Origin of the sequence: Modestobacter sp. VKM Ac-2983, from assembly GCF_026967885.1 — a bacterium.
Taxonomy (GTDB): domain Bacteria; phylum Actinomycetota; class Actinomycetes; order Mycobacteriales; family Geodermatophilaceae; genus Modestobacter.
In genome coordinates this window covers 308,824-335,452 of sequence record NZ_JAPVBK010000002.1, presented here as the reverse complement: position 1 = coordinate 335,452, position 26,629 = coordinate 308,824, and the positions used below count along the sequence as shown (strand labels likewise).

Here is a 26,629-nt window from a genome sequence, read left to right as displayed (position 1 = left end):
GAAGGGAAGTCGGCGGCTTCGTCGTCCTCGGGACCGGATGCTGGTCCCCCTCGAGCCGGAGATCGACCGATGCCGCAGGAACCCCGCGGGGTCTCGGACACCGTGCGTCTGCAACCCGACGGCACCGTCGGCAGCAGCCGCCCGGCGCCCCCCGCACCACCGGCCCCGCCCACCGCGGGGCCCGTCGGTGCCGACGCATCGGCCGCGGCGGAGCCGCCGGCACCCGCCGGCACCACCGAGGACACGGACGCCCGGCAGCCTGCGGACACCGCGGAGCCGGCGGACGCCGCACAGCCCGCGGACACCGGGGAACCCGCGGACACCGGGGAGCCCGCGGACGCCGGGGAGCATGCGGACGACGCGCAGCCCGCGGACGCCGCACAGCCCTCGAGCACCCCACCGCTCGGGGACACCCAGGTGATCGGTCCGCCCATCGAGGAGGACGCTGTCCCGCCGATGGCTGCACCGGGGCAGCTCCCGGTCACCCCGGCACCGGCACCGGCGGCTGGGACCACCTCCCCGGCCGATGCCTCGACGATCTCCGACGCCCCGGTGGCCGGGTCTGCGGTCGAGGACACCGCCGTCGTCACCCGGGTCGACTCCCCGCCCCCGGCGCCCGAGACCCGCCACGGCGGCGGGGCGCACCCGACGCCGCCGGCCGGGTCCTCGCCCGTCGTCGACCAGGGTGGGCCCGGCGGACCGCCGCCCGCGGACCCCTCCTCCAGCGGGGACGGCGATGGCGGCCCGGCGTGGCGGCGACGTCGGGTGCTGGTCCCGGCGGCCGCGCTCCTCGCCCTGGGCGTCCTCTACGGCGCCGACCTGGCCGTCGCCGGGGGCGACGTGCCCCGCGGGACGGTCGTCGGTGGCGTGGACGTGGGCGGCCTCTCCCCCGCTGCCGCCGCACAGCGGCTGGAGGGCGACCTGGCCCCCAAGGTCGCCGCCGACCACCCGGTGGTGGCCGACGACGTGACCGGCGTGCTGCACCCGGCGACGGCCGGGATCGCCCTGGACGTGCCGGCCACCGTCGACGCCGTCGACGACCAGCCGCTCAACCCGTGGACGCGGCTCACCTCCCTGTTCGGCGACCGCGAGGTCGACGCCGTCCTCACCGGGGACGAGACGGCTCTGGCGGCACAGGTCGACCAGCTGGCCGCCACCGTCGACCGCGCGCCGGTCGACGCCACGATCACCCTCGAGGGCACCGAACCGTCGGTCGTGGAACCGCTCGAGGGCCGCACCCTCGACCGGGCCGGCGCCGCCGACGCGATCACCGAGACGCTGGCCGCAGGTGGTGCGGTCGACGAGCCCATCGAACTGCCGGTCGAGGTGACCGAGGTCCAGGTCCAGGCCGAGGAGGCCGCGCGGGTGCTGGAGGAGACGGTGACCCCGGCGCTCTCCGCGCCGGTCACCGTGGTCGGCCCGGACGGTCCGGAGTCCGTGGAGATCCCCGTAACCGCGATCGCCGCGTCGCTCACGTTCACCCCGCAGGAGGACGGCACCCTCGCCGTCGGCATCGACCCGGCGGCGCTGCAGGCGGAGGTGGGCGAGGACTTCGGCGTCTTCGGCTCCCCCGCCCAGGACGCCCGGTTCGAGGTCTCCGGGGACACGATCAGCATCGTCCCGTCGGTCGACGGCCAGGGCATCAACCCCGTCGAGCTGGCCGACCAGTTGCTCCCCGTGCTCTCCGAGCCGGCTCCGCGCACCGTCACCGGCGTCCTCGGCCCGGTGCCGGCGTCGCTCACCACCGAGCAGGCGCAGGCGCTGGGGATCACCGAGAAGGTGGGCTCCTTCACCACCGAGTTCACCAACCAGGCCAGTGGCACGAACATCCGGGTCGTGGCAGCAGAGGTCGATGGTGCCCTCGTCCGGCCGGGCGAGACCTTCAGCCTCAACGGTTACACGGGTCCCCGCGGCACGGCGCAGGGCTACGTCCCGGCGGCGGTGATCAGCGGCGGTGAGCTGTCGCAGGCTGTGGGCGGTGGGATCAGCCAGTTCGCGACGACGATGTTCAACTCGGTGTTCTTCGCCGGGCTGGAGGACGTGTACCACAAGCCGCACAGCTTCTACATCAGCCGCTACCCGGCCGGACGTGAGGCCACGGTCTACGAGGGCCAGATCGACCTCAAGTGGCGCAACGACACCGACACCGGCATCTACGTCCAGACCGAGTGGACCCCCAGCTCGCTGACGGTCACCTTGTGGGGCACGAAGTACTACGACATCGAGTCGATCAGCAGCGCGCGCCGCAACATCCGGGAACCCGCCGTCCAGGAGAAGGTCGACGACGGCAACTGCATTCCGCAGTCGGGGGCGCGCGGCTTCGACATCACCGTCACCCGGGTCTTCCGGGACCTCGCCAGCAAGGCCGAGCTGCGTCGCGAGGCCTTCGAGACCCGCTACGCGGCCGAGGCGATCATCACCTGCGTGACCCCGCCCGAGCCGCCCGCCGACCCGGCTGCCGACGCGGCGGCGGTGCCGACCACCCCGCCCAGCACCCCGCCGAGCACCCCGCCGTCCGCTCCGGTCGGCTGACGGCGGGGCGGACGCCGACGGATCCGGGTGACCTCGGCCGTGCACACTGGACCCGTGGCCTCCGTCGTCCGTCGCAGCTCACCCGAGCGCGCCGGTGAGCTGGAGGCCGACGCCGCCGAGCCGGCCTCGGCGACCGACGAGCCCACCGAGCAGGAGTCCCGGCCCGCTGCAGAGCCACCCCGCCGTGGGCCGGTCGGCCGGCTGCCGACGCCCCTGCGGATCCCGCTGCAGGTGCTCGGCCGCACGCTGACCAAGGCCTGGAACGACCGGATCCTGGGGCTGTCGGCGGAGGCGGCGTTCTGGCAGATCCTCTCGGTCCCCCCGCTGCTCATCGGGCTGCTGGGCTCCCTGGGCTACCTCAGCTCCTGGATCGGCAAGGACGCGGTGGACCAGATCCGGGAGGAGCTGGTCAGCGCCTCCTCGGAAGCGCTGACCCCCACCGTGGTGAGCGACCTGGTCCAGCCGACGCTGGACGACATCCTCAGCTCCGGCCGGCTGGAGATCGTGAGCATCGGCTTCATGATCTCGCTGTGGGCTGGGTCCTCGGCCACGGCGACGTTCCTCAACACCGTCGTCATCGCCTACGACCAGCGGGACGTGCGGGGCCCGATCAGGACCCGGCTCATGGCGCTGTGGCTGTTCATCGTCGGGCTGGTGCTGGCCGTGCTGACGTTGCCGCTGCTGGTGCTCGGCCGCGGGACGCTGGTCGAGCTCATGCCCGCCGAGTGGCAGGACACCGCCACGCTGCTGGTCAACGCCGTGTACTGGCCGTTGGTGGTCATCGCCCTGGTCCTGGGGCTGACCAGCTTCTACCACGTGATCCTGCCGCGGCGGCTGCCCTGGACCCGACACCTGCTCGGCGGGTGCTTCGCGGTCGCCTTCTTCATGGGCGCGGCCGTGCTGCTGCGCAGCTACGTGGCCGACATCCTCACCGTGGCCCTGCCCTACGGTGCGCTGGCCGCGCCGATCGCCGCGCTGCTGTTCTGCTTCCTGCTCGGGATGTCCCTGCTCCTGGGCGCCGAGCTGAACGCCACCATCGAGGCGTGGTGGCCGGCCCCGCGCCCCCGGCACGACCAGCGTCGGCAGCGCCGGCGGGCGGCGAAGATCGAGCTCGAGGCGCAGAAGCTCGGCCTGCGGTAGCGGGTCGGTCCGCGCAGCACGGCCCTCCTGCTACTTCTTGAGCTGGTTGTAGACCTCCTTGCAGGCCGGGCACACCGGGCTGCCGGGCTTAGGGGTCTTGGTCACCGGGAACACCTCGCCGCACAACGCCTCGACCATCGTCCCCATGACCGCGCTCTCGGCGATCCTGTTCTTCTTGACGTAGTGGAAGACCTCGTTGGCGCTGCCGGTGTCGGACTCGCGGACGTCCGGGCGCTCGAGGATGTCGGCGCTGCTCATGAGCTGCTCCCTCAGTTCTCGGTTCCGGGCCGGGATCCGGCCCGTGACGGACTGCCCACCATGATGGCAGGGTGCCGACCGCCTCCCCCATCAGTCCGTCCGTCCTCTCCCCCGAGGTGGCCGATGCGCTCTCCGCCGGCCGGCCGGTGGTGGCGCTGGAGAGCACGCTGCTGGCGCACGGCCTGCCCCGCCCGGAGAACCGGGCGGCGGCCGACCGGGTCGAGGAGGCCGTCCGCGTCGGCGGGGCCGTCCCGGCCACCATCGCCGTGCTGGACGGCGTGCCCCATGTCGGGCTGACCTCGGCGGAGGTGGACCGGGTGTGCGCCGACCCCGAGCTCGCCAAGCTCGGCGTCCGCGACCTGCCGGTCGCGATGGCGCTGGGACGCAGCGGCGCCACCACCGTCTCCAGCACCGCCCTGCTCGCCGCCCGGGCCGGCATCGGCGTCTTCGCCACCGGCGGGCTCGGCGGGGTGCACCGGCACGCCGCAGACACCTTCGACGAGTCCGCGGACCTGGTGGCGCTGGCCCGCACCTCGCTCGTCGTGGTCTGCGCCGGGGTCAAGTCGATCCTCGACGTCCCGGCGACGCTGGAGCGGCTGGAGTCGCTCTCGGTGACCGTCGTCGGGTGGCGGACGAACCGCTTCCCCGGCTTCTACGTCGCCGACTCCGGCTCCCCGGTCGACTGGTCGGTGGGCACCGCGGGCGAGGCGGCCCGGGTGTTCGCCGCCCGCCGCGGGCTCGCGCCCGGCGCGGTGGTGGTGGCCAACCCGCTCCCGGTCGAGGAGCAACTGGACGCCGAGCTGCACGACCGGGTGATCGCCGAGGCGCTGGCCGCGGCGGACGCCGCCGGGGCGCGCGGCAAGGACGTCACCCCCTTCGTCCTGGGGCACCTGCACGCGGCCAGCGGCGGCGCGAGCCTGGAGGTCAACGTGCGGCTGGTGCTGCGCAACGCCGAACTGGCTGGGCAGATCGCGGCCGAGCTCGCCGCGCTCCCCCGCTGACCCGGGCCGTGACGGCTCCCCCGGTCGTCGTCGTGGGCGACATCTGCACCGACGTCGTCGTCCTCCTGGCCGGTGCACCGGCGCCCGGATCGGACCGGCCGGCGTCGATCGCCACGCGGGGCGGCGGTGCCGCGGCCAACGTGTCCGCGCACCTGGCGGCGCTCGGCACGCCGGTGCTGCTCGCCGGCTGCGTGGGCACCGACGTCGCCGGGGAGTCGCTGTGCCGGGAGCTGGCGGCGTCGGGAGTGGACCTCGCGGTGCGTGCGGTGGACGCGGCGTCGACCGGGACGATCATCAGCCTGGTCGAGCCGGGCGGAGAACGGAGCATGCTGGCCGATCGCGGCGCCAACCTGGCGCTGCGGCCCGCCGACGTGCCCGTCCCCGCACGGGGCGGGCACCTGCACCTGTCGGGGTACACGCTGCTGGACGCCGCTCCGCGCGCCGCCGGGCTGGCGGCGCTGGCGGCGGCGCAGCTCGCCGGCTGCACGACCTCGGTCGACCCGGCCTCGACCGGCCCGCTGACCGGCTACGGGGTCGACCGGTGGCTCACCGACACCGCGACGGTGACGCTGCTGCTGCCCAACGCCGCGGAGGCCCGCCTGCTGACCGGGTGCACGGATCCGGAGGCGGCTGCGCGGGAGCTGGCGGCCCGGTACCCGGTGGTCGTCGTCAGCCTGGGGGCCGACGGTGCGCTGTGGGCGGCCGGCGAGCTGCTGGTGCACCGGCCGGCGCACGCGGTGACGGTCGTGGACACCACGGGCGCCGGTGACGCCCTCACCGCCGGGGTGCTCGCGGCGTGGACGGCCGCGGGCGGGGCTCCCGACCCGGCAGTCGCCCTGGAGGCGGGCCTGGCCCGGGCCGCCACCGTGGTGGGACGGCCCGGCGCCCGCTGACTCACATGTCGATGACGCGGGCCTTGCTGCTGCCGGACTCCAGGATCCGATCGGGCGCCGGCGGCCGGTAGCGGTTCATGTCGATCTTCTTGCGCGGCGGCCGGTCGTTGGCCATGACCACGGCCACCCACGGCAGCACCGTGCCGAGGACGGCGAAGACCGCCATCAGCCAGATGGAGTACGTGTACGTCATCGCGGCGAGGACGAGGCTGATGCCACGGATGGCCATCGTGATCGCGTAGCGCTTCTTGCGAGCGGCGTGCTGGTCGACCTGGCTGGGCTCGGCCTCGGTGATGAGGACCGGCTCGTTGCGGCTGCTGGACTGGCTGGAGGCCACGGACGCCCTTCCCTGGACCGGCCGGGGGAAGGGCGGCGGTGGTCGGCTGGATCGCGCGTCTGGGTGTTTCGACCGGCCCCCGGAGCCCCCGGCTCCTGCGACCCATGGTGCCACTCGATCGTGTGCGATGCAGCGGTCCGGCGAGCCGTCCGTGCGGCGCCTCAGTCGCTGCTGGCCTTCGCGCCGCGGGCCTCCTTCGCGGCCTGTTTGGCGGCCTGCTTGACGCTGCGCACCTCGGCCAGCGACACCGGGTCGGTGATGTCGGCGACCGACCGGCGCGACCCCTCCTGGCCGTAGTCGCCGGCGGCCTCCCGCCAGCCCGGCGGGGTGACGCCGCACTGCTTGCCCAGCAGCGCCAGGAAGATCGCTGCCTTCTGGGCGCCGAACCCGGGCAGCTCCCGCAACCGGCGGAGCAGGGTGGCGCCGTCCGGGACGTCGGCCCACACGGCGTCGGCCCGGCCGTCGTACCGCTCGACCAGCGCCCGGGCGAGCTCCTGGGTGCGGCCGGCCATCGACCCGGGGTAGCGGTGCACCGCCGGCGGGCCGGCGAAGTGCCGCTGGAGCACCTCGGGGTCGCACTCGGCGAGCTGCAGCGCCGACAGCGTCTGCACGCCCATCCGGTCGGCCAGCAGCCGCGGCCCGGCGAAGGCCCGCTCCATCGGGAACTGCTGGTCCAGCAGCATGCCGATCAGCAGCGCGAGCGGGTCGCGGCTGAGCAGCTCGTCGGAGGCGTCGTCCTGGGCGATCCGGATCGTCGGCACGCCTGAGATGGTGCCGTACCCCGGTCCGGGTGCGATCGGCTGCCGCACCGCGGTCCGTCGATGGACGGCGCGCTCGACGGACCCCAGCGGGACGTGACGGCAGTCGGCGCTGGCCGCACCCTTCTCGACTGGCAGGTGTCCCGCCCGCCTAGAGCCCCCGCGACAACCGCTCGAGCAGGCCGTCCAACTGCGCCTCCCGCTCCCGCTCGGTCAACTCTCCCAGCGGGCCCTGCAGGCAGAGCAGAGCGAACCCGTGCACTGCCGCCCAGCAGGTGACGTCGGCGCCGGGACGTCGCGCGGCGGGCAGCACACCGGTCGCGACCAGTTCGTCGAGCACGGTGGAGAGCACTCCGTAGGGGCCCTCCCCCGGCGCGCCGTCCTCCGGCCGGGCGCAGGCGAAGGCCGTGGCGAACAGCCCCGGCTCGGCGAGCGCGAACCGCACGTACTCCCGGCCCACCGCACGCAGCCGCGCGGAAGCCGGCGCACCGCCGTCGTCGTGGGGAAGGTCGGCCAGCCGGTCGCGCATCCTCTGCTCCAGGTCGGCCATGCCTCGCTCGGCGACCTCCGCGAGCAGGTCGTCCCGGTCGGCGAAGTGGCGGTACGCCGCGTTGTGCGAGACCCCGGTGCGGCGGGCGGCGTCGCGCAGCACGACGGCGTCGGCACCTCCGGCGCGCGCCTGGTCGACGGCGGTGTCGATCAGCGCGGCCCGCAGGTTGCCGTGGTGGTAGCGACGTGCGGCGCCGGGCCCTTCGAGCATGTTGACAGTGTCCACCTCCCGTGCTGTGGTGTCCATGTTGCCGGTGTCCACATCGTGTGGCACCCCCCGTCCGCCCGAGGCGCCAACGACAGGAGAACCGCGATGAGCAGGACACCACTCGCCGGCCGGATGACCGCGGACGCACCGCCCGGGACGGTCGCCTTCCTCATCGGCATGCGGATCAACCGACCGTGGAGGATCCGGCAGTGGCTCCCGGTCGCCACGGCGATGCCCCGAATGCTCCAGGAACTGGTCGCGCACCCCGACCTCGGCCTTCTCGCCCACCGCACCTACATCAGCGGGCGCACCGTGCTCACCGTCCAGTACTGGCGCAGCGCCGAAGACCTCGACCGCTACGCCCGCGCTCGGGACCAGGCCCATCTGCCCGCCTGGCGGGAGTTCAACCGGCGGGTCCGAGACAACGGCGACGTCGGCATCTTCCACGAGACCTACGTCCTGGACCGCCACGAGACCGTCTACGTCAACATGCCAGCCGACTTCGGTCTCGGCGGCGCGACCAGCCTGGCGCCTCTGGCCGACCGCGGACAGCGCGCGGCCCACCGGCTGGACCCATCGGTGCCCGACGTCCCCGCCGTCGCGCCCTACTGACCGGCGAGCCATGAGAACCACAGGCGGACCCCGGAGCGCCGGCTCGAGAGGAGCTCCCACGGCCGGGCCCGATCGACCGGCGGGCCTGCGGCACCTCGAACGGTGACGCCCACCCGCCCCGGAGAGTCCCGGCTGTCGAGGACCTCGCTCCGAGCTGCCGCCGACGACTCGGGGCGCGAGCAGCGCGGCCGGCGCGCCTGGTCAGGTCCGCCGCAGGCGGTACCAGTGCGGCGCGGTCCGCTTGAGCGGGCCGGGCATCCCGGTCACGTCGGCGGGCTCCTCGTCCGTGAAGGTCCAGCCGGGAAAGGCCGTCTCGAGGTCACCCCGGCCGGCACCGCGTGGCAGGAGCGGGCGCCGGCCGGGCCGGAAGGCCAGCAGCAGCAGCGTGGCGTCGCGGGTGGCGACGGCGGTGACCCCCTGCCCCATCGCCGTCCGCTGGCCGTCCGTCAAGCCGTGGAAGCACCCGACGTCGAGGAAGAAGGCAACCTCGCCCACCTCGTCCGGATGGAGGTCGGTGACGTCGCCCTCGAGGAACCTGACGTCCAGCCCGTCCTCCGCAGCACTGGCCCGGGCCTGGCGGACTGCGGCACCCACCGCATCGACCCCGGTCACCCGCCACCCGCGCTGGGCGAGCTGGCGGGAGTGGGTGCCGGTCCCGCAGCCGAGGTCCAGCGCGGGCCCGTACGGCGGGGTCCGCTCGGCCTCCTCGCGGTGCACCAGCGCGGTGAACTGGGCTGCGGCGCCCCGTCCCGCGCGTTCCCAGGGGGTGATGCCGAGGCGGTAGGCGAGGGCGTATCCGGTGCTCATGCGGCACCTCTCATCATTTCGGTCCTAGTTGCACTAGGACGAATGCAGGTAGCGTGCTCGCCATGCCGCAGCCTGTCAACCGGCGGTCCTACAGCTCTCCACTTCGGGCCGAGCGGGCGAGGGGCACCCGTCGCCGGGTGATCGCGGTGGCCATCGAGCTCTTCCTCGCCCGGGGCTACGCCGGCACGACCCTCGCCGCGGTGGCCGCCGGGGCCGAGGTGTCGGTCGACACGGTCTTCCACCTGTTCGGGAGCAAGCGCGGGCTGCTGCAAGCGGCGATGGACACCGTGATCGGTGGCGACGACGCCGACGTCCCCCTGCTGGAGCGGCCTGATCCCCAGACGATGCGGGCCGAGACCGACCCGCGCCGGCAGATCGCGCTGTTCGCCCACGGCATCCTGGGCCAGCTCGAACGGATCGCCCCGGTCGACGCCATGCTGCGCAGCGCGGCGGCCGTCGACGACGACGTCGCCGCGCTGCGGGTGGACCTGCACCAACGCCAGCGGCGACAGGCCATGACGACCATCGCGGGCTGGATCGCGTCGAACAGCCCCCTGCGGGACGGGATGCCGGTCGAGGAGGCAGCCGCCGTCCTGTGGACGCTCACCAGCCCCGAGCTGCACCACATGTTCCGGGTCGACTGCGGCTGGCCACCGGACCGGTACGAACGCTGGCTGCGGACCACCCTGGAGGACAGCCTGCTGGCCTGAGGCCCCGGCAACGGGCGGCCGGCGATCACCAGCACCGGCGTCGTCGTCGCGCCGTTCTCGGCCATCACCACCACGGGCCAAGCCGGAGCTGACCGACCGGACGCAGGCGGGCGAGCCCCGCCCACGAGGTCGGCCTGCTCGAGGCGTGACCGTGCGCGCCCGCTCAGCGCCACACCCGGATGCGGCGTTTCTTGACTTGTTCAAGGAAGGCAGGCCAGGATCGCCTCGTGCCCGACGCCGCCCCGCTCGAACGAGACCTGCGCGCCGTCGGTCTCCGGGTCACCCGCCCGCGTCTGGCAGTCCTGGACGCCGTGCACGCCCACCCGCACCTGGACACCGACGCCCTCATCGACGCCGCGCGCACCCGCCTGGACGCGGTGTCCCACCAGGCGGTCTACGACGTCCTGCGGGTGCTCACCGACCGCGGCCTCGTCCGGCGCATCCAGCCACAGGGATCGGTCGCCCGCTACGAGGCGCGCGTCGGCGACAACCACCACCACCTGGTCTGCCGGGACTGCGGGGTGATCGCCGACGTCGACTGCGCCACCGGTGCGGCGCCGTGCCTCACGCCGTCCGGTGACGCCCCACCCGACTTCGTCGTCGACGAAGCCGAGGTCATCTACTGGGGCCGGTGCCGCTCCTGCGCCACCGCATCGGCCGCCCCGTCCACCACCGACCGTCCCGCAGAGAGAGGCAACCCGTGACCGAGTACGACAAGTCCCAGATCAGCACGGCCGACCACGACAAGACCGAGGTCGCCAAGACCCAGTCGGAGAGCACCAGCGAGAGCGAGAACCCGGCGATCAAGGCGCCGGAGCCGGTCACCAACGGGCGCCCCCGCACCAGCCGCGACTGGTGGCCCAACCAGGTCGACGTCCAGGTGCTGAACAAGACGTCCAAGGACTCCGACCCGCTGGGCCTGGACTTCGACTACAAGGCCGCCGTCGCCACGCTCGACGTCGAGGCGGTCAAGCGCGACGTCGTCGAGGTCATGCGCACCTCGCAGGACTGGTGGCCGGCGGACTGGGGCCACTACGGCCCGCTGTTCATCCGGATGTCCTGGCACGCCGCCGGCACCTACCGCATCGCCGACGGCCGCGGTGGCGGTGGCGAGGGCGGGCAGCGCTTCGCCCCGCTGAACAGCTGGCCGGACAACGCCAACCTGGACAAGGCCCGCCGGCTGCTGCTGCCGGTCAAGCAGAAGTACGGCCGCACGCTCTCCTGGGCCGACCTGCTGGTGCTCGCCGGCAACGTCGCGCACGACGACATGGGGCTGAAGACCTTCGGCTTCGCCTTCGGCCGCGCCGACAACTGGCAGCCCGGTGAGGTCTTCTGGGGCCCGGAGGACACCTGGCTCGGCGACGAGCGCTACGCCGACAACGCCCCGCTGGACCTGGACGACGGCCACCTCGCCGCCGTCACCATGGGCTTGATCTACGTCAACCCGGAGGGTCCGCAGGGCAAGCCGGACCCGCTGGCGTCCGCCCACGACATCCGCGTCACCTTCAGCCGGATGGGCATGAACGACGAGGAGACCGTCGCGCTGATCGCCGGCGGCCACACCTTCGGCAAGACGCACGGCGCGGGCAACCCCGAGCTGGTCGGCCCGGAGCCCGAGGGCTGCCCGGTGCACGGCAACGGCATCGGCTGGGTCAGCCAGTACGGCACCGGCAAGGGCGCCGACACCATCACCAGCGGCCTCGAGGGTGCGTGGACCCCGACGCCGACGACGTGGGACAACACCTACTTCGAGATGCTGTTCAGCTACGACTGGGAGCTCACCGAGAGCCCGGCCGGCGCCAAGCAGTGGAAGCCGAAGAACCCCGAGGCGCAGGAGCTCGTCCCCGACGCGCACATCGAGGGCAAGAAGTCTGCTCCGATGATGGCGACCACCGACCTCGCTCTCATGGCCGACCCCGGGTTCCGCGAGATCTCCGAGCGGTTCTACGCCGACCCGGAGCACTTCGCCGACGCCTACGCCCGGGCCTGGTTCAAGCTGCTGCACCGCGACATGGGCCCGAAGAGCCGCTACGTCGGCCCCGACGTGCCGGCCGAGGAGCTCATCTGGCAGGACCCGGTCCCGGCCGTCGACCACGAGCTCGTGGGCGAGACCGAGATCGCCGACCTCAAGGCCCGCCTGCTCGCCTCGGGGCTGACCGTGTCGCAACTGGTGCACACCTCCTGGTCGGCGGCGGCGTCCTACCGCGGCACCGACAAGCGCGGTGGGGCCAACGGTGCGCGGCTCCGCCTGGAGCCGCAGGTCAACTGGGCCGCCAACCAGGGCGTCACCGACGTGCTGCCGGTGCTGGAGCAGGTGAAGAGCGACTTCGAGCAGCAGACCGGCAAGCGGGTCTCGCTGGCCGACCTGATCGTGCTCGGTGGCACCGCGGCGGTGGAGAAGGCCGCGGCCGACGCCGGCGTGCGGCTCACCGTCCCGTTCTCCCCGGGTCGCACCGACGCCAGCCAGGAGCAGACCGACGTCGAGAACTTCCGCTGGCTGGAGCCACGGGCCGACGGCTTCCGCAACCACCTCCAGCCCGGCAGCAAGCTCCAGCCGGAGACGCTGCTGATCGACCGCGCCTACATGCTCGAGCTGACCGCGCGGGAGATGGTGGTGCTCCTCGGCGGCCTGCGGGTGCTCGGGGCCAACACCGGCGGTGTGCAGCACGGCGTCTTCACCGACCGGCCGGGCGTCCTGTCGCAGGACTTCTTCCGCAACCTGCTGGACCTGGGCGTCCAGTGGCGCACCTCGGTGGCCGACGAGGACGTCTACGAGGGCCTGGACGCCGACGGGAACGTCGTCCGCACGGCGACCGCTGTGGACCTGGTGCTCAACTCCAACTCCATCCTGCGCGGCATCGTCGAGGTCTACTCGGGCGACGACATGCAGGAGAAGTTCGCCCAGGACTTCGCCGCTGCCTGGGTGAAGGTCATGGAGCTCGACCGCTACGACCTGCGGTAGTCATCCCCACCCGGCCGCCCCGGTCCGCCTCGTGCGGGCCGGGGCGTCCGCGCAGGTGCGGGGCCGATCTCGGTCAGCTCGGCCCCGCGAGCCACGGACGTCAGTCGTCGTCGTTCTCGACGGCGGTGACGGTGAGGTCCCGGTCGAGGGCCACCTCGGCGACCGTGCCGTCGTCGAGCTGCACCTCGGCCTCGTAAGCGGCGTCGCCGTCGTCGGCGATCTCGACCTCGGTGACCGTGCCGCCACCGGCCGCCTCCAGGGCAGCAGCGGCGGCCTCGTCACGATCGCGGCCGGTGACCTGCTCGTCCTGCTCAGCGGAGTCGTCGCCATCGGCCTCATCGCCGTCGCGCTCGTCGCCGTCGCGCTCGTCGCCGAGCACGGTGAAGTCCTCGTCGAGGTGGACGTCGACCTCTCCGCCGTCCCCGAGGGTGACCTCGACCTCGTAGTGGCCCTCCTCGTCACCGACCTCGCTGTCGGTGACCGCACCTCCGCCGACGTGGGCGAGCGCTGCCTCACTGGCCTGCTCGAGGGCGTCGCCGGTGAGGGCGACGTCCGGGCGGTCGTCCCCGTCGCCGGCGTCGACGGCCAGGGCGACGCCGCCGCCGCCGACCAGCAGCGCCAGGCCTGCGCCGCCGCCGATGATCCACCGGGTGCTGTTCTTCATGTCTCCTCCTGGGGTCTGTGGCAGCCCCTCCTCGGGGGCATGGCCCGAGTGTCGACCGGACCAGCTGAGGCGACCCTGAGAGCGGACCAGCCCTCTCAGCTGGTTCTCAGCACCGACGTGGCAGAACAGGGACCAGCCGGCGAGGAGGGTGGACGTGCGGGTACTGGTGGTGGAGGACGAGGTGAACCTGGCGGCCGCCGTGGCCCGGGGGCTGCGCGCCGAGGGATTCGGCGTCGATGTCGCCGGCGACGGGGTGACGGGTCTGGAGCGCGCGCTGAGCGGCGGCCACGCGGCGATCGTGCTGGACATCATGCTGCCGGGTCGTTCCGGGTACGACGTGCTGCGTGAGCTGCGGGCACGCCAGGTGTGGACACCGGTGCTGATGCTCACCGCGAAGGACGGCGAGTACGACATCGCCGATGCGCTCGACCTGGGCGCCGACGACTACCTGACGAAGCCCTTCTCCTTCGTCGTGCTGGTGGCCCGGCTGCGTGCGCTGGCTCGTCGTGCTGCCCCGGAGCGACCGGCGCAGCTGGCCGTGGCGGACCTGGTCCTCGACCCTGCCGCGCACAAGGCGTGGCGCGGGGACACCGAGGTGGCGCTGACCGCCCGGGAGTTCGCCTTGCTGGCGCACCTCATGAGGCGGGCAGGCGACGCGGTGTCCAAGTCGGAGCTGCTGACCGACGTGTGGGACGAGAACTTCGCCGGCGACCCGAACATCGTCGAGGTGTACATCGGCTACCTGCGGCGGAAGATCGACGTCCCGTTCGGGCGCAAGGCCATCGAGACCGTCCGCGGCGTCGGCTACCGCATCGACACCGCCGGCGGATGAGCGTCCGACGGACGGCCGGCCTGGCCGGGTGGGCACGGCGACGCTCGCTGCGTGCACGGTTGACCGCAGCGGCGGTGGCGGTCGTCGCCGCTGCCCTCTCGCTGTCCGCGGTGCTGCTGGTCATCCGAGTGGAGTCGGCGCTGGTGGCGGGCGTCGACGCCGCCGCGCGCGACCGGGCCGAGCGCGTCGCCACAGCGATCGACTCCGGCCGGTCGGCTGCGTCGGTGCTCACCGCGGACGTCGTCGTCGACGACGACGAGGTCGTCCAGGTGCTCGACGGGGACCGAGCCGTGCTGGCCTCCTCCGTCGGACGCCCGGGTGGGCGCCCCCTGCTGACGGCTCCGGCGGGCACCGGCCCGGAGGCGGTCACCCTGGACGGACTGGCCCTGCCCGGCGAGCAGGACGAGCCGTACCGCGTGCTCAGCCTCCCGGTCCGCGCACCGGACGGGCAGCGGGTCCTCGTCCAGGTCGGGTTGCCGCTGGACGATGCCGAGGACAGCGTCGAGGAGCTGACCTCGGCACTCACCGTGGGCGTACCGGCGGTGGTCGCCGTCCTCGCCGTCCTGACCTGGCTGCTGGCCGGGCGGGCGCTGCGCCCGGTGGAGGCGCTGCGTCGGGAGGCCGCCGACATCCCCGGCGACGCACTCGATCGACGGCTCGCCGTCCCCGCCGGCGGCGACGAGCTCGCCCGGCTGGCCATCACCTTCAACGCGCTGCTCGGTCGGGCGGAGGACGCGACCCGACGGCAGCGGGAGTTCGTCGCCGACGCCGCCCACGAGATCCGGAGTCCGCTGGCCTCCCTGCGCACCCAGCTGGAGGTCGCCGCACTGCACGACGACCCGTCGTGGCGGGAGCAGCTCCCCGCGCTGACCGAGGACGCGCAGCGCCTGTCCCGGCTGGTCGACGACCTCCTCCGGCTCGCCCGGATCGACGCCCGCGTCCCGCTCGCCCGCGACGAGGTCGACCTCGACGACCTCGTGCTGGAGACGGCGGAGCGCATCCGTCGGCACACCATGCGGCACGTGGACACGTCCGCGGTCTCCGCTGCCCGGGTCACCGGAGACCGGGCAGCGCTCGCGCGCGTCGTGCAGAACCTGCTCGACAACGCGCTGAGACATGCCCGCACCACCGTGTCCGTCTCCCTGATCGCGACCGACCAGGCGCTGCTCACCGTCCGCGACGACGGTCCGGGCATCCCCGTCGACCAGCGCGAACGGGTGTTCGACCGGTTCACCCGCCTCGACGACGCCCGCAGTCGCGACCTCGGCGGGACCGGACTCGGGCTGGCGATCGTCCGCGACGTCGTCCGGCAGCACGGCGGCGACGTCGTCGTCGAGGACGCCGCCCCGGGCGCCCGGCTGGTCGTCCGACTCCCGCTCACCGGCTGACCGGACCGGACCGCGCGGCATCGTCGGGGTCTGCTCGGCCGATGACGCCCCAGGGCTGTCGGTGCGGGACCTCGTCACCGCCGGGGTCGAGGTGAGGGGAGCCGAACCGCTCCGACCTGCGGTGCCACCCACCCGTACGCCCCCGGCCCGCGTCGTGCGGGCCGGGGCGTCCGGGCGTTCACGGGCAGGTGCCCCGGCCCCTCACCACTCCAGGACCACGTCGAACGTCTGCCCGCCGTCGACGGACTCGACGAGGGCCTCGGCGGTGGCCACGACGACCCGCGGGACGCCGTCCCCGGTGACCGCGAGCGTCACCGCCTGCGGGGCGGAGCCCAGCGCAGCTCCCTGGTCCCAGGTGTGGCCGCCGTCGGTGCTGGTCCAGACGACCCCGGAGGGGTCCACCCCGGCGACCTCGGCGGCCGTCTCGGCCCAGTCGACCACCTGGAGGAGCGGGGCGTCGTCCACCAGGGCCCATGTCCGGCCACCGTCGGTGGAACGGAGCAGCCCCTGGGCCGTCGTGGCGAGCACCCGTTCCCCGGTCGGGGACGCCGTGAGCGTGTGGGGCTCGGCCGGGATGGCCACCTCCTCCCACGTCGTGCCGTCGCTGCTGCGCACGAGCGTGCCGTCGTAGCCCAGGACGCCGGCGGCGCTGGTGGTGAGGGCGTGGAAGTCCGACCGGCCCTGCCGGGACACCGGGCTCCAGGTCCGCCCGCCGTCGGTCGACTCGATCAGCCCCATGGGCTGGGGGAGGTCGACGCGCAGGCCGGGATGGCCGGAGGCGAGGAAGTGCCCGGGCCCGGAGACCGTGAACCCCATCAGGTCCATGACCGGGCTGACCAGCGCAGCCGCTCCCCCGTCGGCCACCTCGAACAGGCCCTCGTGCGTCGCGACGAACAGGGTGTCGTCGGCCGGGTCGATCCCCACTCCGTGCACGTGGCTGATCCCCGGGGTCGACGTCGCCGGACTCGGCGGAGCCGCGCCCGACTCCGGCGTCCCCGACGTACAGGCGGCCAGCAGCACCGCGACGGGCAGCAGGACGGCGGACGCGCCCCGTCGGCGGGGGCCGAGGACGGCGTGCGGCTGGGCAGGTGGTGTCACAGATGTGCTCCTTCTTCGTGGTCCACGAGGTGACTCAGGTCAGCCGTCCAGCTCGGTGAGCAGCTGCTCCATCTCCTCGATCTCCTGCCTCTGCGTGTCGCTGATCGAGCGCGCGAGGTCGACGACCTCGGGGGCGCGACCGTGCTGGACCTCCGTCTGCGCCATCTCGACGGCGCCCTCGTGGTGCTCGACCATGGCCTCGAGCCACCTGCGGTCGAAGTCCGGACCGGCGGCGGGCATCTGCTCCATCCCCATGCCGCTGCCCATGGCCTCGGACCCGTGGTCCATGCCGCCCATGCCGCCCATGTGGCCGGACTCCGGGAGGGCTTCGCCCCAGTCCTCGAGCCAGCCGGTCATGAGGTCGATCTCCGGGCCCTGCGCTGCCTCGATGCGCTCCGCCAGGGCGACGACCCGGGAGTCCGAGGCGCGGTCGACGGCTACCTCGGCCATCATCAGCGCTCCTTCGTGGTGCGGGATCATCCCCTGGGCGAACGCGACATCGGCGTCGTTGTGCGCAGCGACCCCGGCGACGGGGTCCTCGACGGTCGACGTGTCGCCGGCGGCCGACGGGCCGATCGTGTCCGAGCAGCCGGCGAGGACGACGGCGGCGGCCGCCAGCCCACCGGCGAGGCGGGTGAGTCGAGCGTTGGTGCGGGTCATGCGGGTCTCCTGTCTGGGGATCTCGGGCATGCGTGCAGGACCCCGGAGCAACGTGGGCTGTCGGGGTGGGCGCAGCAGTTCGGCCTAGATCCGCAGGAGACAGAGCACGGAGAGATCCGGTGGTCGCGGCTGCCGCGACCACCCGGTGGTCCAGCGCGGAGAGCTGAGCGACCCGCGGACGAGCCGGACCACCGTGCCGCGGAGCCGGACCAGTGTCCCCGCGACCGTCAGCCCCGCCAGCAGGACGGCGAGGCAGACAGCCAGGGCGTGCCCGTCGTGCCACGAGTCGAGCGAGCCGGTGGCACCGGCCTCACCAGCCCCCTGCGGGGCCGCGGAGTGGTGGCCGGGCAGCGCAGCGACGACGGCGACCTGGCCCACCGGCGCCGGGACGTCGACCGAGGCGGTCAGCGCGTGCGCGACGGACGCGTGCTCCAGAGCCGGGTCCACCGCCATGCACTGCACCCCGTGCACGCCGAAGACGGCTGCGAGCAGCAGCAGCGCCGTCCAGACCCGTGGCACTCCGACCACCTCCCCCACCTGACGGTACGACGCCACGCCGCACGTGCCGATCAGGCCTGCCGACGGCCGTACGGAGGCCCGTCACCCTCTCCCGGGAGGGTTGCCGGCGGCTCGTTTGCCCGGACGTCCGTACGGGCACGCGGGCATGCGTACAGATCCCCTCCCTACGACGACAGGACGGAGACCCGGACATGGCGACACAGAAGGACGTCGAGGGCAGCGAACAGGAGAACGAGAACGGCGGCGGGATGTCGCACCAGACGAAGATGTACCTGCGCTTCGCCGCCATGATCACCACGGCCATGGTCGTCATGTACTGGACGATGTTCGCCTCCACCTGGGAGTGGAGCCACATCCAGTTCAGCGAGAGCCGCGTGTTCATGGCGGTCACCATGGGCGGGACCATGGGGCTGGTCATGCTGGCCTGGATGCTCAACATGTACAAGGACATGAAGGGCAACATCGCGATCGTGGCGGTGAGCCTGCTGCTGCTGGGCGGCGGCATCGCCCTCGACCGCAGCCAGGTCACCGTGGACGACGTGGACTGGATGCAGGCGATGATCCCGCACCACTCCATGGCCATCACCCGCTCCGAGCGCGCCGACATCGACGACATCCGCGTGTGCCAGCTCGCCGTCGACATCATCGTCGCCCAGGAGAAGGAGATCGCCGAGATGGAGTGGCTGATCGAGGACATCGAGGAGAACGGCGTGGCCGAGACGGTCGAAGAGGCACTGGCCCGACCCGTCCCCGAGTTCGACGGCTCAGCCCTGCGCGACTGCCCCGATCTCCCCACCTCGGGGACCGACCAGCCCTGATCGGCCCTGGAGCCCGACCCGGGACCGGCCTAGAGGGCCAGCAGCAGGGCCGTGAAGCCGATGCACGCGCCACCGAGCACGGGGAAGTGGGCTCCTCCCGACCCCGGCAGCTGCTGCTTGAGGCTGGTCAGGACGATCGATCCGGCCAGCAGCGCGGAGAAGACGCGCACCACCGCATCGCCCAGGTCGACCGTGGCGCCGATCCCCCACCCCGCCAGGACAGCTGCGGCCAGGACCCACCGGCCCAGCCGGTCGTAGGCACGCGGGTCCTGATCCCGTAGCGCGATCTCCCCGGTGAGGTACCGGGCGGACAGGGCGACCGTGTAGAGGGCCAGCTCCGTCGGCCCGGGGCGCACCTGGTGCACCAGCAGGTAGCCGACGACGAGGTTGAACACCACGTACAGCGCGCCGCTCGCCCAGAACGGCCACGGGGTCGGCACGCGGCCCCGCTGCCGCTGCTCCCGGGCATCCTGGTCCTGGGCCCAGTCGAGCACCGCGTAGTACAGCAGCAGGCCGGCCAGGGCGACGAGGAACGGGTGACCGGCCAGCAGCCCGAGCAGCCCCTGGGACGCACCGGCGGCGGGTTGCGCCAGGTCGGGGAGCAGGCGGGCGAAGACGTAGGCGATCGCCAGCCCGCCGGCGAGCGACTGGAACCGAGCCGACCGGGGAGACACCCGCCGGCGCACCCTCGGCACGAGCAGCTGCACCAGCACCAATGCGCCGGCGGCCGCGAGGGCGGCGAGCGGCACACCGCTCCCGGTCGCCTGGGCAGCGGTCAGCATCGGGTGCGGCTCGCTCGGACGTGCGGACGGGTCCCGCCCGGTCCGGGCACCGCGGGGACGGCGCGGAACTCGGGCACGCCGGCAGTGTGCCGCACGCAGGACGTGCGCCTCGCACACGTCCCCGCGCGGCTGCCGGCCGCCGGGGCCTCCCGGGCCGGGCTCAGCCGGCGGGGATGGTCGGAGCAGGCCGGGAGCCTGTCACCCAGCGGTCCCGGCCCACCGGCCTAGATCCCGCCGCCCGAGCGGTGGTAGTGCAGGACGTCGTCGCGCCAGCCGCCCTGCCCCTGCCCGACGTCGGCGAAGTCCGCGACGAACTCGATGCCGCACCGGTGGAAGAGCCCGCGGCGGACGGGGTCCACCCCCACCTCGAGCGCGCCCTTGACGCGGTCCGGGCTGCGCAGGGAGGCGCGGGTCGCCCACACGTTGAACGCCAGGACCCCGGCGATCCCCACCAGGACGACGGCGATCGCGAGCGCATCGGAGGCGCCGGTGCTGCCGAGGACGATCTGCGCCGTCTCCTCGCCGAAGCCGTGCCACACGACGAGCGCCACGTGGACGAGGAAGAAGGCGACGAAGGCGACCAGGCCCAGGAAGTGCAGGCTCCGGACCGCCTGCCGCCCACCGAACAACCGCGGCAGCCACGGGAACCGGCCGCTGATCCCCGGGGACATGAGGAAACCGGTGAGGATCTGGAACGGGGCCAGGACGAAGACGACGCCGAAGTAGGCCAGCTGCTGGAGGCCGTTGAACAGGCCCTCGTGCTCAGGCAGCTCCAGGCGGAGGTAGGCGGTCAGTGCGGCCCAGGCGTCGGGGAAGACCTCCCAGCTCGTCGGCACCAGCCGGCGCCACTGCGGCGTCACGACCAGCAGGACGACGTAGAGGGCGCCGACCACGATCCACCCGGTCACCGACCAGAAGTGCCAGTGCCGGCCCAGCCCCAGGTTGTTCCGCCCGGGCAGCGAGATCCACGGCGAGTACGGCTGGATCTCGTCCTCGGCGGTCCACAGCTCCCGCTCCGGCATCCGCTCGCGCGTGAAGCGGATCCACTCCCTCCCGGGCCGGGCCGGCAGTCGTCGTTCCAGTACAGCTTGGGGTGCGCGCCGATGATCTCGATGCCACTCCGGACGAGCAGGACGAAGAAGAAGAAGTGGACGGCGTGTGCCAGCCGGACCCACGAGGGGAATCCGAGGTCTGCGGTGTCCATTCCGGTGACTCCAGAGGTCGGGGTCGGGGCCTGCACAGAGCAAGGACGACCTCAACAGCGCGATGCCGACCAGGAGGACCACCAGCCCGGGGGGGGCCGTGGACCAGTCCCGGGGCCGTGCTCTGCTGCTCGATGAGCCGGTCGACCAGGATCCGGCGGAACGGTTCACGAGCGGCCCCCTCTGGATGCGCCCGCGGCGTCACCCAGGCCCACCGGGCGGAAACGGCCGGATCGGTGGGCGAGACTCCGGCAGCCACCCGTCGAACGCGCGTGGCGCAGCCGGCTAGTGCGTCCCGCTCTCGTTCGCCGCCCCCTTGCGGCGGTGCAGGGTCAGGCTCAGGACGGCCACCACCAAGGCGCCGACGGCGAGCCCGAGGAGGGCGCTGCCCAGGGTGTTGACCAGCCACCCCACGACCGACCCGAGGGCCCCGGCCGCCTCCGCAGCCGCCTCCTCCAGGTGGTGCACGGCGTCGTAGAGGAACGTCAGGCCCAGCTCGTCGGTGCCGACCAGCAGGATGTGCCCACCGACCCACAGCATCGCGGCGGTCCCGACCACGGTCAGCGCGCTGAGCAGCTTCGGCATGCCCTTGACCAGCGCGCGGCCGAACCGGGCCACGCCACTGCTGGAACGCTGAGCCAGGTGCAGCCCCACGTCGTCCATCTTCACGATGAGGCCGACGACGCCGTACACCAGCACGGTGATCCCCAGTGCGACGACCGCCAGGATGACCGCCCGGGACCAGAAGCCCTGGTCGACCACCTCGTTCAGCGAGATCACCATGATCTCGGCGGACAGGATGAAGTCGGTGCGGACGGCTCCGGACACGATGGTCTTCTCGTCCGGCAGCGCGTCCTCCACCGTGGCGTGGCTCTCCTCGTGCGGCCTCAGCCGGTGCCAGATCTTCTCCGCGCCCTCGTAGCAGAGGTAGGCGCCACCGACCATCAGGATCGGGGTGAGGAGGACGGGCAGGAACTGGCTGAGCAGCAGCACCGCGGGCAGGATGATCAGCAGCTTGTTGCGCAGCGACCCGAGGGCGATCTTCCGGATGATCGGCAGCTCGCGGTCGGCGTTCAGGCCGTGCACGTACTGCGGGGTGACCGCGGTGTCGTCCACGACGACCCCGGCGGCCTTCATGCTGGCGCGCCCGGCGGCCGCCCCGATGTCGTCGATCGAGGCGGCCGCGGCGCGCGCCAGCACGGCCACGTCGTCGAGGAGAGCTACGAGTCCACCCGCCACGGGAGGTCCTTCCGGTCGGTCAGCACGCACGTGCCGTCTGGTTCGTCATGGTGGCTGGTCCGGCGGCACCGCGCACGGGTGCCGGCGCTCCGGGCCGCAAGGAGTGTGGGGCACGCGCCCCCGGCAGCCCAGCCGACGCTCGGCACACCCCCGCCCCGGTCGGGGCGGGCCGTCGGTCAGGATCGTGCCGTGCGTGCGGTGGTGACCCGGGTCAGCCAGGCGTCGGTGACGGTGGACGGCGAGGTCGTCGGCGCCATCGGCACAGGCCTGTTGGCCCTGGTCGGGGTCGGTCGGGACGACGGCGCCGACCGGGCACGGGCACTGGCCAGGAAGTTGTACGAGCTCCGGGTGTTCCCCACCGACGACGGAGCACGCTCGGTGGGCGACCTGGGCCTGCCGGTGCTCGTGGTCAGCCAGTTCACCCTCTACGCCGACACCCGCAAGGGCCGCCGTCCGTCCTGGGCGGACGCCGCCCCGGGCGAGCTGGCCGAGCCGCTGGTGGAGGAGGTCGTGGCCGACCTGCGCCGGCGCGGCACTGAGGTCGCCACCGGGCGGTTCGGGGCGCGGATGGCGGTCGCCTCGGTGAACGAGGGCCCGATGACCTTGCAGTTGGACGTCTAGCCCCGGCCTCGGCGGGTACGACTGCGTCGTCACCCGCTCGCGGAGCGCCCCACCTGGACGTTCCCTGTGAGTTGGTCCGCCTCGGAACACCGACCCACCCGGGTCCGTTGCACACGATGTACCACACGGACAGAACGGCTGGAGAGCCACCCGGTGACCCCGGGCCGACGCTCCGACCTCGACCGGGGTGCACCGCACATCGACGACGCGGCGCATCCGGACCCCGAAGCAAGGACGAAGACTCATCGTGACCGTGCTGCAGTCCTCCCCCACCGACACCCTCGAGGTGCGCTCCCCGCGCCGTGCCCCGGACACCAGCGGCCTGGTGTCGACGGACCTGGTGCGCGTCTACCTCAACACCATCGGCAAGACCGCGCTGCTGACCGCCGAGCAGGAGGTCGAGCTGGCCAAGCGGATCGAGGCCGGCCTTTACGCCGACCGCCTGCTGACCGAGCGGCAGCTGACGCCCGCGCTCAAGCGTGACTACAAGCTGCTGGCCGCGGACGGCAAGTCGGCCAAGGCCCACCTGCTCGAGGCGAACCTGCGCCTGGTCGTCTCGGTGGCCAAGCGCTACACCGGCCACGGCATGACGTTCCTGGACCTGATCCAGGAGGGCAACGTCGGGCTGATCCGGGCCGTCGAGAAGTTCGACTACACCAAGGGCTTCAAGTTCTCGACCTACGCCACGTGGTGGATCCGCCAGGCCATCACCCGGGCCATGGCCGACTCCGGTCGGACGATCCGGCTGCCCGTCCACCTGGCCGAGCAGGTCAACAAGGTCGTGCGCACCCGCCGCCGGATCCACCAGGAGCTGGAGCGGGAGCCCACCGCCGAGGAGCTCGGCCTCGAGCTCGACCTGACGCCCGAGCGGATCACCGAGCTGCTGGAGTACTCCCGCGACCTGGTCTCCCTCGACCAGACCGTCGGCGCCGACGAGGAGTCCCGGCTCGGTGACTTCATCGAGGACGCCGATGCCGCCGTGGCCGAGGACGCCGTGGCCTTCCAGATGATGAAGGGCGACGTGCGCAACGTCCTGCAGACCCTGGAGGACCGCGAGCGGGACGTCGTCATCATGCGGTTCGGCCTGGACGGCGAGCAGCCGCGGACGCTGGAGCAGATCGGCAAGCGGTTCGGTCTCTCCCGCGAGCGGGTGCGTCAGATCGAGCGCGAGACGATGACCAAGCTGCGCGCCCCCCAGCGCGCCGACGCCCTCCGGGACTACCTCGGCTGACGTCCCGACCGAACGGCTGAGAGCCCGCCACCCCATCGGGGTGGCGGGCTCTCGTCGTCACATGCCCGGGGCCTCACACGCCGGGACGGAACATGCGGCGGGGGCCGGCGTCGATGCGTGCCGGCGGCCGGCCGATCCGGACCGTGGCGCCGGCGACCACCAGCGACCGGCCGCCGTGCCAGGCGTCCGCGGGGCCGACGATCACCGGCTCCAGGGTCAGGGACAGCACCTCGGGAAGGTCGTCGCCGAGCCGGGCGACCCGCAGCAGCAGGTCCTCCAGCGCAGCGGTGTCGACCGGGGCGCTCCCCCGGTAGCCGTTCAGCAGCGGCCAGGCCCGGGGCTCGCGGACCAGCTCGGCGGCGTCCAGGTCGGTCAGCGGCAGGGTGCGGTAGGCCCGGTCGCCGAGCAGGTCGGTGGCGACGCCGCCCACCCCGAAGCTCACCAGTGCGCCGAAGGACGGGTCATCGACGATGTCCACCACGGTGGCCACCCCCGGCGCCGACTGCTCCTGGACGATGACCGGGTCGCCGGCCGGGATGGCGGCGAACGCGCTGCGCACGTCCTCGGCGTCGGCCAGGTCGAACCGCATGCCGCCGAGGTCCCGGCGGTCCCGCAGCCACGGTGCCGTCGACTTCAGCACGACGGGGTAGCCGATCTCCTCGGCGGCGGCGACGGCTGCCTCGGCGTCCTCGACCCGGCGGGTCCCGAGCATCGGCACGCCGTAGGCGCCCAGCAGCGCCATCGTCTCCTCGTCGGAGAGGGCACGGCCCTCCGGCGCCGCGGCGAGCGTGGACTCGACCACCTCCCGGGCGGCGCCCTCGTCGATGCCGCCCAGCTCCGGCACGACGCCGAGAGGGCGCCGCCGCCAGCGGGCGTACTCGCTGATCTTGGCCAGCGCCATGACGGCGCGTTCCGGGGTGGAGAACGACGGCACCGAGCCGCGGCCGGGCATGCCGTGCTCGTCCCGGACGACCAGCTCGGCGGGGATCCCCTCGGTGGACAGGAAGTTGGCCACCAGCGGCTTCTCCGCCGTGCGGGAGACCTCGCGGAGCACCCGGCCGAAGGGCTGCTCCCCCTGCAGCAGCGGCGGCAGGAAGACCGCGACGACCGAGTCCACGCCCTCGTCGTCCAGCGCGGCCTGCAGCGCGGCGCGGAAGTCCTCCGGCGCGGCCTGGGTGCCGATGTCGACCGGCCGCTCGTGGGCCAGCTCCAGCCCCTGCTCCAGGACGGCGTCGGCGACGAGCACTCCCATGGCGGTGGAGTTGCCGACGATGGCCACCCGTTCACCGGCCGGCAGCGGCTGGTGCGCGAGCAGGGTCCCGACGTCGAAGAGCTGGGCCAGCGTCTCGACCCGGATCACCCCGGCGGAGGCGAACAGCGCGGCCACCGACTGCTCGGGGACGGCGACGCTGGTGCCGGCCAGCCCGGCGGTCATGCTCACGTGCCGGCCGCTCTTGACGGCCACCACCGGCTTGGTGCGGCCGACCCCGCGCGCGAGCCGGGCGAACTTGCGGGGGTTGCCGAAGCTCTCCAGGTGCAGCAGCACGACCTCGGTGCCGGGGTCGCTGGCCCAGTACTGGAGCATGTCGTTGCCGCTGACGTCGGCCCGGTTGCCCGCGGAGACGAAGCTGGACAGCCCGATCCCCCTGGCGCGGGCCCGCTCCAGCAGCGCGACGCCGAGCGCCCCGGACTGGGCGAAGAAGCCCACCCGCCCCCGGCCGGGCACGTCAGGGGCCAGGCTGGCGTTGAGCCGCACGGCCGGGTCGGTGTTCACGATGCCCAGGCAGTTGGGGCCGACCACCCGCATCCCGGACGCCCGGGCCGAGGCCACCAGGGCCCGTTCGGCGGCCCGCCCTTCGGGCCCGGTCTCCCCGAAGCCACCGGAGATGACCACCAGCCCGCGCACGTTCTTGCGCCGGCAGGCCTCGACGACCGCGGCCACCTCGTCGGCGGGCACGGCCAGGACGGCGAGGTCGACATCGTCGGGGATGGCCTCGATGGAGGCGTGCGCCGGCACGCCGCGGACGTGCCGAACCGCCGGGTTCACCGGGTAGATCGGCCCGTCGAACCCGTACTCGAGCAGGTTGTGCAGCACCGCGTGGCCGACCTTGGCCGGGTCGTTGCTGGCGCCCACGACGGCCACCGAGCCGGGGTTGAGCAGCCGGCCGATGGACCGGGACTCGCTGCGCTGCTCCCGCTCGTGCGCCACGGCCAGGGACTGCTCGGTGGGCGCGATCGGGAAGGTCAGGTGCACCACGCCGTCCTCGTAGGACCGCTTGGCCGAGTACCCGGCATCGAGGAAGACCCGCACCATCTGGCTGTTCTGGCTGAGCACCTCGGCCACGAACCGCTTGATCCCCCGCTCCCGGGCGGCGGCGGCCAGGTGTTCCAGCAGCACCGACCCCAACCCGCGCCGCTGGTGGGCGTCCTCGATCAGGAAGGCCACCTCTGCGTCGTCGGTGCCGGGGTAGCGGTCGTACCGGCCGACGCCGATCAGGCGGTCGCCCAACAGCACCACGAACGCCACCCGGGCGTCGTGGTCGACGTGGGTGAAGCGGTGCAGGTCCTTGTCCGACAGCCGCCGCATCGGCCCGAAGAACCGGTAGTAGCGGGTCTGGTCGGAGCTGCGGTCCATCAGCCCGACGATCCCGTCGGCGTCCTCGGGGGTGATCGGGCGCAGGTGGACGGTGCCGCCGTCGGCGGCCACCACGTCGGCCTCCCAGTGCGGGGGCGGGGGCGGCGGCACGGTCAGTTCCTCACCGGCGGTCACTGGTCCTCCCGGCCGTCCAGCAGGGGCCCGCCACGAGC

At 73.4% G+C, this 26,629-nt stretch carries 26 protein-coding genes; 13 read left to right on the top strand and 13 right to left on the bottom strand.

Features of this window, described 5'->3' with window-relative positions; translation table 11 throughout:
- Positions 1-69: 69 nt before the first annotated feature.
- Both O2W18_RS08030 and O2W18_RS08025 read left to right on the top strand, forming a co-directional pair.
- Entirely contained in the window at positions 70-2,532 is a 2,463-nt protein-coding gene (locus O2W18_RS08030) for a VanW family protein (RefSeq protein ID WP_269187025.1), read from the top strand.
- A 54-nt stretch (positions 2,533-2,586) separates the two neighbouring features.
- Entirely contained in the window at positions 2,587-3,672 is a 1,086-nt protein-coding gene (locus O2W18_RS08025; RefSeq protein ID WP_269187024.1) for a YihY/virulence factor BrkB family protein, read from the top strand.
- A gap of 30 nt (positions 3,673-3,702) precedes the next feature.
- On the opposite strand, the gene O2W18_RS08020 is transcribed toward O2W18_RS08025, so the two are convergent.
- Positions 3,703-3,930, bottom strand: coding sequence for a DUF3039 domain-containing protein (locus tag O2W18_RS08020; RefSeq protein WP_269187023.1), 228 nt, complete (start codon positions 3,928-3,930; stop codon positions 3,703-3,705).
- Between the two features lie 71 nt (positions 3,931-4,001).
- Between O2W18_RS08020 and O2W18_RS08015 the strand changes: the two genes are divergently transcribed.
- Positions 4,002-4,931, top strand: a complete 930-nt coding sequence (locus O2W18_RS08015) for a pseudouridine-5'-phosphate glycosidase (RefSeq protein ID WP_269187022.1) — start codon at positions 4,002-4,004, stop codon at positions 4,929-4,931.
- Between the two features lie 8 nt (positions 4,932-4,939).
- Positions 4,940-5,824: a carbohydrate kinase family protein gene (locus O2W18_RS08010; protein ID WP_269187021.1), complete on the top strand. Its 885-nt coding sequence runs from the start codon at positions 4,940-4,942 to the stop codon at positions 5,822-5,824.
- Position 5,825: 1 nt separating this feature from the next.
- Here O2W18_RS08010 and O2W18_RS08005 read toward each other — a convergent pair whose 3' ends face one another.
- The 3 genes from O2W18_RS08005 to O2W18_RS07995 all read right to left on the bottom strand — a co-directional run bounded on the left by O2W18_RS08005 (position 5,826) and on the right by O2W18_RS07995 (position 7,679).
- Positions 5,826-6,161: a DUF3099 domain-containing protein gene (locus O2W18_RS08005; RefSeq protein WP_269160713.1), complete on the bottom strand. Its 336-nt coding sequence runs from the start codon at positions 6,159-6,161 to the stop codon at positions 5,826-5,828.
- Between the two features lie 161 nt (positions 6,162-6,322).
- Entirely contained in the window at positions 6,323-6,922 is a 600-nt protein-coding gene (locus tag O2W18_RS08000) for an HhH-GPD-type base excision DNA repair protein (RefSeq protein ID WP_269187020.1), read from the bottom strand.
- Between the two features lie 148 nt (positions 6,923-7,070).
- Positions 7,071-7,679: a TetR/AcrR family transcriptional regulator gene (locus O2W18_RS07995; RefSeq protein WP_269187019.1), complete on the bottom strand. Its 609-nt coding sequence runs from the start codon at positions 7,677-7,679 to the stop codon at positions 7,071-7,073.
- 102 nt (positions 7,680-7,781) lie between these two features.
- Between O2W18_RS07995 and O2W18_RS07990 the strand changes: the two genes are divergently transcribed.
- On the top strand, positions 7,782-8,288 hold the full coding sequence (locus tag O2W18_RS07990; protein WP_269187018.1) for a DUF4188 domain-containing protein: 507 nt from the start codon (positions 7,782-7,784) through the stop codon (positions 8,286-8,288).
- A 201-nt stretch (positions 8,289-8,489) separates the two neighbouring features.
- Here the strand turns inward: O2W18_RS07990 and O2W18_RS07985 are convergent, their stop codons facing one another.
- Entirely contained in the window at positions 8,490-9,095 is a 606-nt protein-coding gene (locus O2W18_RS07985; protein WP_269187017.1) for a class I SAM-dependent methyltransferase, read from the bottom strand.
- A 62-nt stretch (positions 9,096-9,157) separates the two neighbouring features.
- Here O2W18_RS07985 and O2W18_RS07980 point away from each other — a divergent pair, with 62 nt between their 5' ends.
- The 3 genes from O2W18_RS07980 to katG all read left to right on the top strand — a co-directional run bounded on the left by O2W18_RS07980 (position 9,158) and on the right by katG (position 12,767).
- On the top strand, positions 9,158-9,805 hold the full coding sequence (locus O2W18_RS07980) for a TetR/AcrR family transcriptional regulator (protein WP_269187016.1): 648 nt from the start codon (positions 9,158-9,160) through the stop codon (positions 9,803-9,805).
- A gap of 227 nt (positions 9,806-10,032) precedes the next feature.
- The gene (locus O2W18_RS07975) at positions 10,033-10,509 is read left to right on the top strand and encodes a Fur family transcriptional regulator (protein WP_269187015.1); all 477 of its coding nucleotides are present in this window, start codon (positions 10,033-10,035) and stop codon (positions 10,507-10,509) included.
- Positions 10,506-12,767 carry a catalase/peroxidase HPI gene (gene katG / locus O2W18_RS07970; RefSeq protein ID WP_269187014.1) on the top strand — a complete coding sequence of 754 codons (2,262 nt, stop codon included), beginning with the start codon at positions 10,506-10,508 and terminating at the stop codon, positions 12,765-12,767. The genes O2W18_RS07975 and katG overlap by 4 nt, the downstream gene beginning before the upstream one ends.
- Positions 12,768-12,867: 100 nt before the next feature.
- Here katG and O2W18_RS07965 read toward each other — a convergent pair whose 3' ends face one another.
- Positions 12,868-13,431, bottom strand: a complete 564-nt coding sequence (locus tag O2W18_RS07965) for a PepSY domain-containing protein (protein WP_269187013.1) — start codon at positions 13,429-13,431, stop codon at positions 12,868-12,870.
- 154 nt (positions 13,432-13,585) lie between these two features.
- On the opposite strand from O2W18_RS07965, the gene O2W18_RS07960 reads away from it, so the two are divergent.
- Both O2W18_RS07960 and O2W18_RS07955 read left to right on the top strand, forming a co-directional pair.
- Positions 13,586-14,263, top strand: coding sequence for a response regulator transcription factor (locus tag O2W18_RS07960; RefSeq protein WP_269187012.1), 678 nt, complete (start codon positions 13,586-13,588; stop codon positions 14,261-14,263).
- Positions 14,260-15,651, top strand: coding sequence for a sensor histidine kinase (locus O2W18_RS07955; RefSeq protein ID WP_269187011.1), 1,392 nt, complete (start codon positions 14,260-14,262; stop codon positions 15,649-15,651). The genes O2W18_RS07960 and O2W18_RS07955 overlap by 4 nt, the downstream gene beginning before the upstream one ends.
- 201 nt (positions 15,652-15,852) lie before the next feature.
- On the opposite strand, the gene O2W18_RS07950 is transcribed toward O2W18_RS07955, so the two are convergent.
- The 3 genes from O2W18_RS07950 to O2W18_RS07940 all read right to left on the bottom strand — a co-directional run bounded on the left by O2W18_RS07950 (position 15,853) and on the right by O2W18_RS07940 (position 17,937).
- Positions 15,853-16,749: a F510_1955 family glycosylhydrolase gene (locus O2W18_RS07950; protein WP_269187010.1), complete on the bottom strand. Its 897-nt coding sequence runs from the start codon at positions 16,747-16,749 to the stop codon at positions 15,853-15,855.
- 39 nt (positions 16,750-16,788) lie between these two features.
- Positions 16,789-17,409 (bottom strand): DUF305 domain-containing protein, encoded by a 621-nt coding sequence (locus O2W18_RS07945; protein WP_269187009.1) that lies wholly within the window; start codon positions 17,407-17,409, stop codon positions 16,789-16,791.
- 84 nt (positions 17,410-17,493) lie between these two features.
- Positions 17,494-17,937, bottom strand: coding sequence for a DUF6153 family protein (locus O2W18_RS07940; RefSeq protein ID WP_269187008.1), 444 nt, complete (start codon positions 17,935-17,937; stop codon positions 17,494-17,496).
- A 182-nt stretch (positions 17,938-18,119) separates the two neighbouring features.
- Between O2W18_RS07940 and O2W18_RS07935 the strand changes: the two genes are divergently transcribed.
- Positions 18,120-18,746 carry a DUF305 domain-containing protein gene (locus tag O2W18_RS07935; RefSeq protein ID WP_269187007.1) on the top strand — a complete coding sequence of 209 codons (627 nt, stop codon included), beginning with the start codon at positions 18,120-18,122 and terminating at the stop codon, positions 18,744-18,746.
- A 29-nt stretch (positions 18,747-18,775) separates the two neighbouring features.
- Here the strand turns inward: O2W18_RS07935 and O2W18_RS07930 are convergent, their stop codons facing one another.
- From O2W18_RS07930 to O2W18_RS07920, 3 genes are all read right to left on the bottom strand, one after another.
- Positions 18,776-19,528 (bottom strand): hypothetical protein, encoded by a 753-nt coding sequence (locus O2W18_RS07930; RefSeq protein WP_269187006.1) that lies wholly within the window; start codon positions 19,526-19,528, stop codon positions 18,776-18,778.
- 224 nt (positions 19,529-19,752) lie between these two features.
- Positions 19,753-20,550, bottom strand: a complete 798-nt coding sequence (locus O2W18_RS07925) for a cytochrome b/b6 domain-containing protein (RefSeq protein WP_331254066.1) — start codon at positions 20,548-20,550, stop codon at positions 19,753-19,755.
- A gap of 465 nt (positions 20,551-21,015) precedes the next feature.
- A complete protein-coding gene (locus O2W18_RS07920; RefSeq protein WP_269187004.1) occupies positions 21,016-21,969 on the bottom strand; it encodes a DUF808 domain-containing protein in 954 nt (317 codons plus the stop codon).
- A gap of 189 nt (positions 21,970-22,158) precedes the next feature.
- Here O2W18_RS07920 and dtd point away from each other — a divergent pair, with 189 nt between their 5' ends.
- Positions 22,159-22,590 (top strand): D-aminoacyl-tRNA deacylase, encoded by a 432-nt coding sequence (gene dtd / locus O2W18_RS07915; protein WP_269187003.1) that lies wholly within the window; start codon positions 22,159-22,161, stop codon positions 22,588-22,590.
- Between the two features lie 247 nt (positions 22,591-22,837).
- A complete protein-coding gene (sigB, locus tag O2W18_RS07910; protein ID WP_269187002.1) occupies positions 22,838-23,821 on the top strand; it encodes an RNA polymerase sigma factor SigB in 984 nt (327 codons plus the stop codon).
- 73 nt (positions 23,822-23,894) lie between these two features.
- Here sigB and O2W18_RS07905 read toward each other — a convergent pair whose 3' ends face one another.
- The gene (locus O2W18_RS07905) at positions 23,895-26,591 is read right to left on the bottom strand and encodes a bifunctional acetate--CoA ligase family protein/GNAT family N-acetyltransferase (protein WP_269187001.1); all 2,697 of its coding nucleotides are present in this window, start codon (positions 26,589-26,591) and stop codon (positions 23,895-23,897) included.
- Positions 26,592-26,629: the final 38 nt, after the last annotated feature.